The organism is Paenibacillus sp. FSL K6-4396, from assembly GCF_038002525.1.
In the GTDB taxonomy this organism is placed as follows: Bacteria; Bacillota; Bacilli; order Paenibacillales; family Paenibacillaceae; genus Paenibacillus; species Paenibacillus amylolyticus_B.
Map to the genome: position 1 here is coordinate 6,425,215 of NZ_JBBOCR010000001.1, position 14,651 is coordinate 6,439,865.

Here is a 14,651-nt window from a genome sequence, read left to right on the forward strand (position 1 = left end):
CAACCAGTTGAACTTATTCCCCTGATCGATTTCGCTTCATTAAGATAAAGAGCTAATTACTATTATAGATATCCTAATTTGTCCAAAACCCGCTTCAACATCACTGCTGCCTGTGCACGAGTTGCATTTCCCTGAGGTTCAAATGTTCTGGCTGTCATGCCTTGAATGATTCCCTCCTGCACAGCTTTGGCAACAGAATCCTTGGACTGGATTTTGTTGCTGTCCTTGAACTTGGATAGAGTGGTAGCAGCCGAAGATTGAAGAGAGACTGTTTTCCCACCGTAGTTCATCGCACGTACCATCATAAGTGCCATCTGCTCACGCGTAATGGGGCGATCTGGCTTAAACGTACCATCGGTATTTCCTGTAATGATTCCCGCTTCAGCAGCAGCACCGATATAGGCACTTGTCACACTACCGCTACGAACATCCTGGAAACGACTTGCTGCAGTAGGTTCTCCATTCAGTCCTAGACCTCTAGCGACCAATTCAGCAAATTCCGCACGTGTTATGTTCTCATTTGGTCGGTAGAAGGAACCACCCGGTGTGTTAATTATCCATTTGGCAGAGAGCTCCTTAATGACCTCACTAGCCCAGTGTGACGCCGTATCCGGATAACTAACGATGTTGTTAACAGGGACTACTGACTGATTGCCATTCAGCTGTCCTTGAACAACTACACCACCTGTCGTATTTTTAAAGGAACTAGGTACATTGGATAACCTAAACGTAACTGGATCGATATACGTAAATCCAGATGTTACACTTGGGGTATTGGCAGCCAATTGCATGGCCAGTTGGCTTTTGATATTCTGATCTACACGTTGATCGCTTGTTCCATTACCGGCATACAAATATACGTCCGTATAGTTGCCAAGCTTCTGCGCTCCTGCACCTGCAATCAAGCCTTCCATCGTCCCCGATGAAGAGACAGGTACCGTCTCTAACTGAACGTATAAGGATGGAACCGTTGCTCCTGTCGTTGTACTTGTGTTTGACGTTCCTACACTCCGACTCATAGCCGCCATATCTAAATTAGACAGCGGCACCGTCCAGAGAAGATCGCCATACTTCACACCAATAGTGCCTGTGCGATAACTTGCAGCAATCTGAGTCAGTGCATTTAATGGGAATCCAACATACGCAGCCGATTCACTGTCCGGAATCTCAAATACCACCGGCTGAGTCAATTTCCCGATTGCTCCAGCGTATTCAAAGGACTGAATCAACTTGGTTGCATCCACGTTGAATTGACGAGTCGGCCGATTATAGTGGGACATCGCAGATACAGCAGAAGCCGTAGTATTATTCATCACAAGTAAAGACTGACCATAGCTCGTTGCATCCAATTCCGACAACCAGGAAGGACGGTTTCCCGACTGATTATTGTTCGAACTATTATTCGTCTGTTGTAACGTAAGTGGACCAAATGCTGTTATCGTGACATTCGACGCATCCCGTAACGGCACTGCCCCAGGTACATAACTCACCGTTCCCGTCTGAGTAGCTGTCGATGTTACTGCTGAAGTATCCACTTTCAACGTCACCACAGAGCCAGAAGCTGAAGCAGACAATACAGTTGTGGTTGAATTACCAATCACTACACTGAACTGAGATGCTGTTAGTGCAGCCTGGGACTGGATTGAATCACGGAAATTAATCTGAACCGTGTCTCCCTGAAGCGTAGCCGAAAGGATTTTGCCATTTCCATATGTGTACGTTACTGGAGTCAGATTGAGATATCCTGCTGGGTTATTGTTCAGATCCGTTAATCGCAATGCCCCAGGTACATATGATAGAGATATATTTTGTGTATCCTTCACCGCTGAAGCCAGCGTTAACGTAACCAGATCATTTTCGATCTCGGAATCATTAACGAAGACTGGCTTACCATCGACCAGAACAGAATATTGGCTGTTGAGCGGTTTATTCGTCGTGTTCAGTGGTTCATTGTAACGCATCCATAACTTGTTACCACTCACCTCAGCACTCTTAAACTCAGGTGGTTTGGTATCAATTGAATTACGGACATAGAAGCCGCTGAATCCAGCAAGAGCCTGTCCACGTGTATCTTTTACAGGCCATGAACCTGGCGTGTATGCAACACGAACGACTTCACCATCTGTAACGGATCGACTGAGATTCAACGTCACAACCGAGCTATTGTTAACCGAGATGCTATTAATGCCTACAGCCGACTGATCCGCAGTTACACTGAATTGTCTTGCCGCATCACTTGAAGTGATATATACCGTCTCAGGGTAGTACAACGTCATTGTACTGTAATACACGTTACCTTCTCGCGGCTTGGACATGACAGAGTCTAAACCGTTCTCCACATCTCTTGCGCCAAAAGCAGCCGCAGCGTTGGAAGACTGGTCTGTAAGACGATTACCTGTAGTCCCCGGCGCATAAGTGATACGCACAATTTGTCCTACGGCTACACCCGTATCCAAGACAACATATACACTGTCGCCTGAGATATAAGTGGAGCTGACATTCCTCTTTTCACCATTTACAGTTACAGCATAAGTACTACTCAGCGAATTAGTGCTGTACAGCCACTCATCATAAGTCAGGCGAATGGTGTTATTGCTATGCATCTTAGCATTCTTCAACACAGGTGCAGTTGTATCTGCACTTAATGTTTTAAAGGCCCATGATGTAGACCCATTAAGGCCTGTAAATGTATTTCCTGCTTTATCACGAAACGTATTGGCTGGGATGTCTACCACATAATTCGTGTTGCTGTCCAATGCGTTCGCAGGTGTAATCAGCAATTGTCTATTATTTGAACTATTAATGGCTGTCTTGGATGCAACGGTTGCTCCATTTGATTTTTTGAGCGTTACATTCTGAATGTAATTCGGATCAAGTTCTTTGTTGAACGTAACTGTTAAATTTCCCGTTAATGGTGCATTGGTAGTACCGTTTGCTGGAGATACAGTAGATACCATGAGGGACGTCGGATCGGATATGATATTGAATCCCCAAACATTCCCACTAATTGCACTGATATCATTCTCATTGCTATCCCTCAAATAACCTTCTGGCATTACGATGTAATATGTAGTGTTGTTGTTCCAGTTATTCGTGGGAACGATCGTAATCGTATTGGTTCCAAAACCTGTAATTCGAGGTGTTCCTGCGTTTACTGGAATCTGCTCAAATACAGTACCACCAACTCTTCCCTGATAAATAATGAGATTCCCTCTACCTGCGGTTACGGGCTTATCGAATGTCATCACTACCTTAGTTGAAGGAGATACCATTGCTGCGTTATCAGGAACTCTACTCACAAGAGAAGTTGAGCCTAGCCCCAGAGCACTGAAGGTCCACTCTTTGTTAGTCAGTCCTGGAAATGGAGTATTGTCTGCGTAAACAAATGATTTATTATCTATCTCTACGTAGTATGTTGCTCCCGGTAAAGTCTTGCCCAGTGTAATCGTCACTCGTAGGCCAGTAGCTGGTACAGGTGTGTTGTCTCCCGCATCCGGTGTCGTAGGATCTGTAATCGGTGGTGTGGGATCAATCACGACTTGTTCACTGGATACCAGCACCGAACCCATCGTTGTATTGTCATCCAAACGTTTAATCAAGATTGAACTTTGTGTACCCGGTGCCTTCTGAACAGGTTTATCAAAATCAATAACGAATGGTACTGAACTATCGACATTCGTTCCTTTCACCGCAGGAACAGTATTCGTTATTCCATTTGCACTTAATGCGTGTGCAGCATATGCTTCCTGCTCGACTCCACTCCAACCCGTAAGCCATCCTTGAGCCGTCAGCATAACAATTAAGATTCCGAGCATGCCTTTTCTTGCAATTCTCTTCAATTCCACTGATCTTCCCCCTTATCTGCATTTCTTCTCCTGTCTGATGTACAGACCTCATTATGTATTTCGGTTAGAGAAGGGATTTCATTTAGTTATTTGGGGATTTATTCCATAATTTTTCCCTTTGTCCATGACAAGCAGTGAAATCGATGGAAGCACAAAAAAGCCCTTAATTCCTTAACGGAATCAAGGGCTCCATTACTATTGCACCTAACTTACAGACCTGCTTGAGTTTTCAAAAGGTCTACTTTATCCACTTGCTCCCAAGGTACATCCAGGTCTGTACGGCCGAAGTGACCGTAAGCAGCGGTTTGTTTGTAAATTGGGCGACGCAGATCCAGCATACGAATGATGCCAGCCGGACGAAGATCAAAGTTGTTGCGCACAAGCTCAACCAATTTCTCTTCGCTGACTTTGCCTGTTCCGTATGTATCCACATTGATCGATACCGGGTTGGCTACACCAATCGCGTAAGCGAGCTGGATTTCAACTTTGTCTGCAAGACCTGCAGCTACAAGGTTTTTCGCTACGTAACGTGCCGCATATGCTGCGGAGCGGTCTACTTTTGTTGGATCTTTACCAGAGAACGCACCACCGCCGTGACGTGCATAACCGCCATAGGTATCTACGATGATTTTACGTCCAGTAAGGCCTGCATCTCCCTGAGGTCCGCCAATAACGAAGCGTCCTGTTGGGTTGATGAAATATTTAGTCTGCTCATCCAGCAATCCAGCTGGAACAACAGGCAAGATTACATGTTCTTTGATATCTTTTTGGATCTGCTCCAGCGTAGTCTCTTCAGCATGCTGAGTAGACACAACGATTGTATCCACACGTACCGGTTTGTCACCGTCGTATTCAATCGTTACTTGCGTTTTACCATCCGGACGAAGATATTCCAATGTACCGTTCTTACGCACTTCCGCCAGACGACGCGCGATACGGTGGGACAGAGCGATTGGCAAAGGCATGAGTTCAGGTGTTTCGTTCGTTGCAAAACCGAACATCAAACCTTGGTCACCTGCACCAATGTTTTCTGTTTCACGAGCGACTTGTTCCGGGTCACGGTTCTCAAGCGCTGCGTTAACGCCTTGGGCAATATCAGCGGACTGCTCATTCAGAGAAGTCAGAACTGCACAAGTGTTATAATCAAAACCGAACTTGGCACGTGTGTAGCCTATATCCTTAATTGTATTACGAACGATGGACGGAATGTCCACGTATTCAGAAGCTGAACTGATTTCACCGATGACAAGCACTAAGCCTGTGGCTACGGAAACTTCGCAAGCTACGCGAGCATTGGGGTCGTTTGCAAGAAACGCGTCCAATACGGCGTCTGAGATCTGATCGCAGATTTTATCCGGATGTCCTTCAGTTACAGACTCCGATGTAAATAGATGCCGGCCTTTAACAGACATGAAGTTTCAACCTCCCATAACTAGTAGTATGGCGATTGCCCGAACAAAACATGACAGCGATTCGTTCACTGTACCCTCGAAGCTTTCCAAAATGGAATAAGGACGCAGGGTCCGCAGTACCGAAGATAAGGATTTTTCAGGTAATTGCCTCAAACGAAAATCAACCTTTCCCTAGTGGAAAAGGTTGCATACCTCAAGTGCCATCTTAACGTATTTGTCAAGACGTGTCAAACGAAACGGGGTAAGGAAAATGCCCTATAAGTGCTGTTCTGCCTGGCGAATTAGCCTTTTCGTGATCTCTCCACCAACCGATCCATTCTCGCGGGAAGTCAGATGTCCCCACCCTTTGTATTGCCCATAGGAGTGATCACTCACTTCACCCAGTTCAGATCCAAATTCTGTATCCGCACCAGCTAAACCTCTGCCACCATAACCTACATTGAGACCAAACTCTGCAGCAATCTCATACTTCATCTGATCCAGCATTTGACGACTTTCGGGTACCACTTTGCGATTGCTTCTAGCCATGATTCCTGCACCTCCATTAATTGATTGTCAACAGTTATAGAGTGAGCAGGAACAAGGCTGGCTAGCCGTATTAATGTTTGTTAGAACTGGGTAATCTGAGCAAATGAAATGTATAACTAATGAATAATTCCTTTAACAGCTACAAATCCTATTTCAGAGTATATCCACCACGAACCATTACAGTTAAGCTGTATTTGTTTCCTTCCAATACCGTGATCCCCCGTCCATCCCTTGGAAAAGAGAGCAGGTGATTGGTCGGCGCTGCCTGTCCATTCGTCAGGTCAATCCCGTCCGTCAGATCAGCTACACCATTCGTACCTTCACTGACGATCACAGCTTTGCCGCTCCGTACAATGAACTCCGCGCCAGACTTACCGATCAGCTGTTGACCGGGCTTCACCGTTACGATCTCAACGGCTTCAGAAGCGCCCGAGACCAGTGGAGGAAGAGATGTGTCTCCACCTGCGCTACCGGAGTTCCCGGTTCCTGTAGAGCCGGCGTTGTTACCATTTCCTGCATTGCTATCTGTTCCCGTATTGGTACTACCTCCTCCAGTCGGGATTTTACCACCCAAAGCCTGTTGGATCTGCTGATCTACATAACTCTTGGTTACAACCGGATCATCTGCTGTTCCTGGCTGGCTTGTACCTGCACCGATGGCTGTATTACTGTATACCGACCCAACCCAGACGCCAACACCAATGGCGAGCGCAGCGAGGGATACTTTCATATAAGGTTTCATGTGAATCATTTTCCTCCTCTGGTAATCTATTAACTTTAACTATAGAGAAAAAATAGACATGCGACAAGCAAAACCTCGCTTCCGTAGATATGGAAGCGAGGTCTTAGCTTTAAAATATCTTAATTTGCGTACAAATTACCGATTATTATTGGGATTATTAGAACCCTCTTCCGGGAACTCCGGGATGATCGGTTCTTCTTTAGGCAGTTTGGATACATCGTAACTATAGCCTTGTTCTGCAAGACGAATTCGTTGACCTTCGAAAACATCATACAAGGCTACGCGATATGAGCCACCACGTATTTTATCAAATACCGTATCATCAATACTCCAGTTCAGCGTCTGGTTAATGCCTGTTTTCAGATCAGTTCCTGGTGTGATCTCTTTATCAAACACTTTACCTGACCCATCGGTTAGAGACAGAATCAGCTTGTGTCCATACTCTCCACTATCCACAGCTTCCTCCTGTGTTAAGGAGTAGATCATCTCAATCTGTACTGCCGTTCCACCTGTAAGGTAAGCTTTAATATTGCTGCCCGAGAATTTGAACGGATACAAGTCGATATCATTCAGAGAAGATAGAACAGATAATGATTTCGGCTGTACTTCAAATGACATGGCATTAACATAAGCCGTTGCATCACCTTCACCGGTTACAAATTTGTTTTCAGCAACCCCTTCACCTACAATCAGACGCATATCAGATAATGTTTTCACACTCTTCGGCACTTTGGCCCAGAACGTAACGATACTCTTCTGACCTGGTCCCGGTACACGGTTTGCCTGCTTAGCTGTTGCTTTGTAGTATTGACCATCTGCTGTTTTGTAGTATCCTACCAACTTTGCAAGGCCACTCTGACGCAGAGACTTATTCGTCATCTCGAATTCAGTGTATACAATATCGGACGAAGATCCCGGATACACATATGTTCTGCGTATGCCCAGCTCTGTTTCTTTATCTGCAGTTCCTTGAGTATAGGTTTTCCCTTCGCCTACATAAGAGAGGGGCTGAATTAAACCGGACGTACTAAGAGTAATCCAATCGTTCTTTTCTTCCTCACTTACTTTCTCCTGCAAAGTTAATTCCAGACGGCTCATATTGAGTTCAGATGGAATCTTCGTCAGGAGATAAGCTTCGGTGACCATACCAGAACCTAGTAACTTGCCGCCTTCTGCACGAATCAGCTTCGTATCTCCATCAATACGTGCAGAATCGATTGTGAACATTGCCTCCAGTTCAGGCAATTGGACCGTTTTGGCCGATGCATTACGGATGGTGACCTTGGCAGCAATAATATCACTGTCTGTCCATGGGAGCCGTTGCAAGGAGCCTACAGATACACCGAATGTACCTTTACTATTCTTAATTACCGTTTCTGTCGTAAGTCCATCTCCACTTGTTACGGATTCAGGAATAGCATAGATGCCAACCGGATAGGAGAACTCAAAGCCACTCGTGCCTCCGCCAGACGTCTCCCCTTCTTTGCTCTCATCTTTGGTTGTAGGTGTCATCGCATATAATTTGATTTTGCTGGTATCCCCATTCCCTTGGATCGTAGAGTTCAGTTTGATCGTTTTAGTCGCACCTGGCTTCAACTTCAGATCATCCAGTGCCTTCGTCTCGATCGGATAGGAAGTACCATCTTCTGTACGGATCTCTAATGCGTATTTGGGAACCTTAACTTCTTTTTTCCCTTGGTTCTTAATGACCCACTGCATCGTTAGATCGAACTCTTCATCCTCGCCACGGACACGAGCAGATTCCAGAAGAGTCGATACAGGTTGTCCATCAATCGAGATAATGTTCGGTTGATTCGCTACTACGTTTACATTCGTTTGGCTAGCTTCAGGAAGCTGTAATGCAGCCACTGGCAGAGCAGTCTTCTCTTCACCTTGTTCTTCCACAAGAAGTAATTCGGACTTTTCCAGTTTCAATGCTGTAGGCAATGAAGCCATTAAATTTAACGTTTTGTTGGCCTGTGCCTGAATGTTGACACCTGTACTATCCTTATCCGGGGTCAACGGATAATTCGTACCACCTGGTGTACGTAGAATCCACTTGATGTTTGGATTATCCAACAGCTTGTAACTGATATTATTCAGGTTTACGCCGACTTTGACGTATTGCTTCTTATTCTCACCCGGATAAACTTTAATACCAGAGACTTTAACCTTGACGGCTGAATCACTCAAACGAACCGTCTTCGTTTTGCCTACAGGTGTAGTGATGCTATATGAAGCAGGAACATTGAATTTCCCCAACGTGCTTTCATAATTTGGTTTACTGAAATCCCACTTTACAATCAGGAAGTTCAGATCACTTAATTTCACTTCACGTCCAACCTTCATAACGTATGTGAGATCCACCGTGGAACCCGGTGATACCGTCTTTTTCTCCTGATCCTTAGCGATCAGCTTTGGAGAGAAGCTTGTTCCACCTTTTGTTTTCACTTTGCTCCAATAATCGAGCATCATCATCGGTGTGCTGTCATTATTTTTATACGTCAGTGTATACGTCACTGTATTCCCATCGTCTTGAGACAAAATATTGACGTCGGTTAATTTCACGGTACTCCGTGCGGTCACTTTAACCGCAGGTACCTTATCCAGGGTATGTACGACTTTGTTCGTGGTTGTTGTCTGTTGCTTCTTAGTTGTTGCGCTGTTATTTGTAGCAGGTTTACCTGAGTTAGCTGGTGTACTTGCTGCAGCTACTAAACCTCCACTTGAACTGATGAATAACATACTAGTTATCAAAGTCGTTATGACCTTTTTATGATCCACTTCCAAACCTCCCATAAGTTGCTTGTTGCTTTATAGTATAAACGTTTGGGAATGCGAGAAAGTTACGATGTTGTTGGATTTATTACAAAGCAATAGTTGCTTTTCTATTACTCTATTACCTGAACATTTCTAGTTGTTGTGAAGACTTCTGACTGTGAAGCTGGGATTCCATTGGCACGAATGAAACTAGAGTCCTTAACTTGAACCGCATATTCATCCGTGTAATCTGCTAAAAAAGTGACAATAATACTATTACCCTCAACTACTGTAGTGTAATCGATCATTGGAATTAATGTAGGAACGTTCACTTGAGACAGTTGCCTGATAATCAAGTCACTTGCATAAAACTCTTGATTAGTTGTATCAAGGTCTTGTGTAAATGGAATTTCGATCTGTTTGTTAATTTGGGGAATTTTCGTTCCAACTTCGAGACTTACTATAGGAGCCCATACATTAAAACCTTCTGCAATTGATTCATAATTGGGTGAAATCTTACTCACAAAATATGTTCTTGCCATGCCTTCAGAGTTCTTCAGGATTATATAATCATCGTTATTGATAATTAATGAATCACTCGATGCATTATCTGTATTCGCAGCAGCTGCAATTCCTCCACTTGAACTGATCAACGACATGCTTGCCAACAAAGTCATCATGACCTTTTTATGATCCACTTCCAAACCTCCCATAAGTTGCTTGTTGCTTTATAGTATAAACGTTTAAGAGGGAGAGAAGGTCACGATATTGTTAATTTCAAACAAAAAAAACACATCAGGAGAGGAATCTCTCCTGATGTGTTTTTTAACATAAGTTATTAGTTAGTAACAACTTTAGTAATAGTAACGAATTGACCTTTTGTATCTGTTGCTTTAACCGATACAGTTTTACCAACTACAGCTTCTTTGTTAACATTAATTGTCAATGTTTTATTGTCAGTACCAAGTTTTGCAACATCAGCTGCATATGGTTTACCATCAACAGTAACATTTTCAACTTTAGTAACATCATTGTTGAATACTACAACTACATTACCAACTGAATCAACGCCATCAGCCAGTTTGAAGTCACCTGTAGTAACAGCAGCAGTTCCATCTGCAGGAGCAACAAGTTTTACATCATAACCAAAGTCAGCATCAACGAGGAAATCAATAACATCTTGATTAGTTACAGTGTTATCTTTAACGAAGATAGAAGACCCGTTAATAACTACCTTGTTTGTTTGAGTAGGACGAACGTCGATTTTGAATTCAGTATCATTCGCTGCAGTACCTACGTTTTTAGCAGAGATCACCAATCCACCGACAGTATCTGTAGCAACCGCTCCTGGAGTAGTCGCAGTGTACTTCGCTGTAGAGATATCTACCGGTGTAGCGTTCTCCCAGTTGTTTGTAGATGTAGTGTAAGTGTCTGACTCAGCAGCAACTTTTTCAGCATCGCTGAAGGCACGGATGTAGCTAGGATCTTTTTTGATTTTGATTGAATACTCGTCGTTGTAATTTGTATTCAAGAATTTCACAAGAACTGTTCTACCAGAAGTGTCAGCTGTATCAACCACAGTAGTATAGTCTACTTTAGCAACCAACGGACTAGCAGCATTTTCTCCAATTCTTGTAACGATCAAATCACTTGCAATATCTCCCTCAATGTTAGCACCTTTGTATAGAGTAGCAAGTTTCACAGTGAAAGGAATTTTCACAGATTGATCAACTTGTGGAAGTGGTGCACTGTTACTTACTGCAACTTTTGGAGCAACAGCATTAGTAGTATTAGTGCTGAATTCAGTTGCGAGCACGTTCTCAGAGTAAGACTGAGCACGGTTAGCAAGTACTGTTACAGAAGTTCCTGTGGAGAACTCAGTAGTTGTTTTCAATGTAACTTTAGTTCCATCAATTGAAACTGAAGAAGGAATTGAGTTACCTACTCTGAAGTCAGAAGTAGTTGCATTTGCAACAACTTTATTGAACTCAACTTCGAAAGTTTTAGTATCTTTTTGTGTAACAGTTTTCACAGCAAGAGGGTTAACTACTGTTGCGAAATCTTGGATCGCTACATTTTGGCCATTTCTAGACTGTAATCCTGTAACAGTAACGCTGGATACAGAACCAGTTGATCCAAATGTAACTCTTGTTCCATCAATGAATTCAGGGAACAACAATGTAACTGATTTACCACCATTTACAGCATTTACTCTAACATCAGCTGGCAACGAACGTTGTTCAGTAACATTAGAACCTTCTTTAGTGAACTTGATGTAGTAGTTGTTAGCATTGTTCAATCTTGCAAGGTCCATATCTCTGTCAAAGTTCAGTGTTACTTTGCGGCTACTATTGTTAGCATCTACTTCACCTTTAAGTACAGGTGCATTGTAGTCACTAGCAATGAAAGTGCCATTGTATTCAACTACAGTATTTGCAAGAGCAGTAGTATCTTTAACTCCAGCTACTTTAATTGAGTATGTGCCGTATTCAAGGTTGTTGTAGAATTCCAGGTTGAAGATTTTACCATCAACATTTTCAATGGATCTTACTGGAATTGTGTCGTTACCTTTTTTAATTGTGAAGAATTCTCTGTCAGTTGATTTGATTTCAACAGCTTTATCAAAACGAACTGTCAGTTTGTTAGAAACACGGCTTCCGTATGCAACTTCAACTACTTGTGGACGAACCAAGTCAACAGTTGCGTTGATTTTGTGTTCTTTCACAGCATTAGCATTACCGGAATAGTCTTTTACTTCTACAAACAAAGTGGACTCATATCCAGGCAAGCGATTATCGGAAGTAAATTGAACTTCATAAACGTTAGAAGAAACTTGAGTTACTGTACCAGTTTTCTTAGTATCGCCAGACTTCCAGTAGAAGCTGTCGTTAGTTACGGAATCTGGATCAATTTCTTCGTCGAAAGTAACTGTTACTTTTTCCAATGTTGCAGAAACTTCAGTCACTTTAGGACCTTCAGTATCAGCTGCTACAGTGAAATCAGTTGTTGCAGACAGAGATTTCAAACCAGCAAAGTCTTCAACCAAAGAAGTAGTCAGTTTGTGTGCACCTTCAGAAATAGTTCCTGTGTAGTCACGCAAGATCACTTCACGTTGGTTAGCTCCCAAAGTTACAGCACCCACATAAGCTTTGTCATCCAATTGGAAGTTGCTGCTTGTCGGAGCTACGATTGGCTCAGAGAAAGTTACTTTGATAACTTTAGTTCCCAGAGCTTTTACTTCAGTTACTGTAGGCAGAGTGTTGTCAGCAGATGTGAAGGAAACTTCACCTTGTGGCAATACAGTACCAGTAGAAGATTTCACGTTTTTAACAACTACTTTGTAAGTAGTACCTTGCGTGAGTTTGCTGGATTCGTTCAACAACAGGCGTGCTGTTTTACCGTCAGCCAACAAAGTGATGGATTTGATTCCTTTAGAATTGCTGTCCACTGTGTAGTTGTTTTTGTCAGTTGCAGTAGCTTTGTCTACTTTACCGTCAAAAGCAACGTCTACTTCTTTCAGGTTAACAGAAGAAGCGGATTGTACTTTAGTTGCAGCTTCTACAACATAAGTAACTTTTTCAGTGAAAGATTTTTCTTTGTAAGTAAATTTCACTTCAGTTTCTTTGTTAGCTTCAAGAGCTTTATCCAAAGTAACTTTTACAGTTTCGCCGTCGCTGATTTTGAATTCAACAACTTTTCCACCTTCAGTTACTGTGTAAGAAGATACTTTCAAGCTTTGTGCTTCGTCAATTGCGTAAGCAGCGCCTACAAGCAATTCACGGGAAGCGTTAGCTGTGAAGTTAGTGTTTGCATCAACCAAACCAGCGTTGATTGCTGCTTGAACATAACCTTTAGCCCAAGCTGGAGCAGTGTTGTTTGTTTCAGCTGGGATTTCAAGATCCAATGCACGAGTCAGGATTGTAGCCATCTCGGACACAGTCACTTTACCGTTGAAGTCGAAGATTTTCTTCTCAACGTTTTTACCTTCCATGATACCAGCAGCAGTTACTGCTTCGATGTAAGGTACAGCCCAGTTTTTAGCTGTGTAGTTTTTGTCAGTGTAAGAAAGAGTTCCAGTGATCTCTTTCAGACCCAGCAATTTAGTGATAACTTTTGCAAACTCAGCGCGAGTCATGTCTTTGTCAAGACCTGCTGTACCATCCGGATAACCGTTAAAGATACCTTTTGCTTTCAATGCATCAAACTGTTGTTGCGGGGAAACTGCTGTGTCACCGAATGCTACAGATGCAAACATTGAGAATGCCATTGCTGTAGACAATGCTACGGATAAAATTTTCTTCATAACCTTTTTTTCTCCTCCTTGGGCGTTCATAACATTTGAATTTTCTTTTTTAATAGGGTCGCTCGTATTCCTCATATATTGTTGCACCCCCTTTCCAGAGTTGTGAGCAAGTTAATATAAATGATGTCTGTGAGCATATCACAGAAACTTGTAAACTAGTTTGTAAATCAGAATCACACGTAAATAGAGTAGTTTCCTAATCCTACCTTACGTATTATACAATGGGTCTCTCGTGCCGTAAAGCAATTTTTTCTAAAAAATAGACAAGATTCTTCACGAGGTCATTCTTGGTAACAGGCCCAATGTTTTCGACTCTACACTTTAAACGCAGTAGATTTCAAAAAGTTGCGGATTGCACAAAAAAAGTTTTGATTTTTTTTATGTATAGGTACAGTGCGGGTATTAAAGTCATTCAAAACCTTTTCAAACCGTTGATACAGCAGTGAATCTGGAATTGTGATCTCTGGTTTGTCTGTGCTACCAACGTTTATTTATACCCGCAACTTCAACCTATGAAGCGACAAAATTCACAAAAAATAAAATAAAAAAGCACCCCTAATGGGATGCTTCTGGTGCAGTTCTGGAAATATAAGTTATTTAATCTTCATCGCGAGTTCAATAATTTGAGCACGCATATTTGGATCGCTGTTCAATCTCAGATACATATCGTCAATTGGTTGTCTGTTCTCACGGTACGTTTTCTCATGCTTCATCGTTGTGTGAGACCATTCAATCAACTCATTCTCAGCCAGAACCAGATTGTTATACGCATCATGGAAGCCAGTGGACTGTACAAGCCCTTCCATAACTTCCTGAGAGATCTCCTGAGTCTTGCGTGTATCTTCCAACTTTTTCTCCAGAATGACTGCCTGCTTCTCAAACTGTGTCTTTGCCTTCATGTAGCCCAGCTGGGCTTTCGAATAAATCGGTTTCATTAGCTAACTTCACCCTCTAGATCATTGTGTATTTACCGTTATTGTATCTTAAACTCTAGCAAATTACAAAAATAGTTATTGGTAAAAATTCTGTTTCTTCTATTATAAAAGTACTCTATGTCAATT

Annotated in this window: 8 protein-coding genes; all 8 read right to left on the reverse strand. The window is 42.6% G+C overall.

Features of this window, described 5'->3' with window-relative positions:
• Positions 1-62: 62 nt before the first annotated feature.
• Complete coding sequence (locus tag MHB85_RS28180; RefSeq protein WP_341074030.1) at positions 63-3,845, reverse strand: S-layer homology domain-containing protein; 3,783 nt, start codon at positions 3,843-3,845, stop codon at positions 63-65.
• Positions 3,846-4,054: 209 nt separating this feature from the next.
• Positions 4,055-5,257 carry a methionine adenosyltransferase gene (gene metK / locus MHB85_RS28185; protein ID WP_036612510.1) on the reverse strand — a complete coding sequence of 401 codons (1,203 nt, stop codon included), beginning with the start codon at positions 5,255-5,257 and terminating at the stop codon, positions 4,055-4,057.
• A 255-nt stretch (positions 5,258-5,512) separates the two neighbouring features.
• On the reverse strand, positions 5,513-5,785 hold the full coding sequence (locus MHB85_RS28190) for an alpha/beta-type small acid-soluble spore protein (protein ID WP_017691962.1): 273 nt from the start codon (positions 5,783-5,785) through the stop codon (positions 5,513-5,515).
• 148 nt (positions 5,786-5,933) lie between these two features.
• A complete protein-coding gene (locus MHB85_RS28195; protein WP_341074031.1) occupies positions 5,934-6,527 on the reverse strand; it encodes a hypothetical protein in 594 nt (197 codons plus the stop codon).
• A 135-nt stretch (positions 6,528-6,662) separates the two neighbouring features.
• Positions 6,663-9,311, reverse strand: coding sequence for a hypothetical protein (locus MHB85_RS28200; RefSeq protein ID WP_341074032.1), 2,649 nt, complete (start codon positions 9,309-9,311; stop codon positions 6,663-6,665).
• Between the two features lie 107 nt (positions 9,312-9,418).
• Positions 9,419-9,985, reverse strand: a complete 567-nt coding sequence (locus MHB85_RS28205) for a hypothetical protein (RefSeq protein ID WP_341074033.1) — start codon at positions 9,983-9,985, stop codon at positions 9,419-9,421.
• Positions 9,986-10,125: 140 nt separating this feature from the next.
• Complete coding sequence (locus tag MHB85_RS28210) at positions 10,126-13,665, reverse strand: S-layer homology domain-containing protein (protein WP_341074034.1); 3,540 nt, start codon at positions 13,663-13,665, stop codon at positions 10,126-10,128.
• Between the two features lie 518 nt (positions 13,666-14,183).
• Entirely contained in the window at positions 14,184-14,525 is a 342-nt protein-coding gene (locus MHB85_RS28215; RefSeq protein ID WP_036612519.1) for a hypothetical protein, read from the reverse strand.
• Positions 14,526-14,651: the final 126 nt, after the last annotated feature.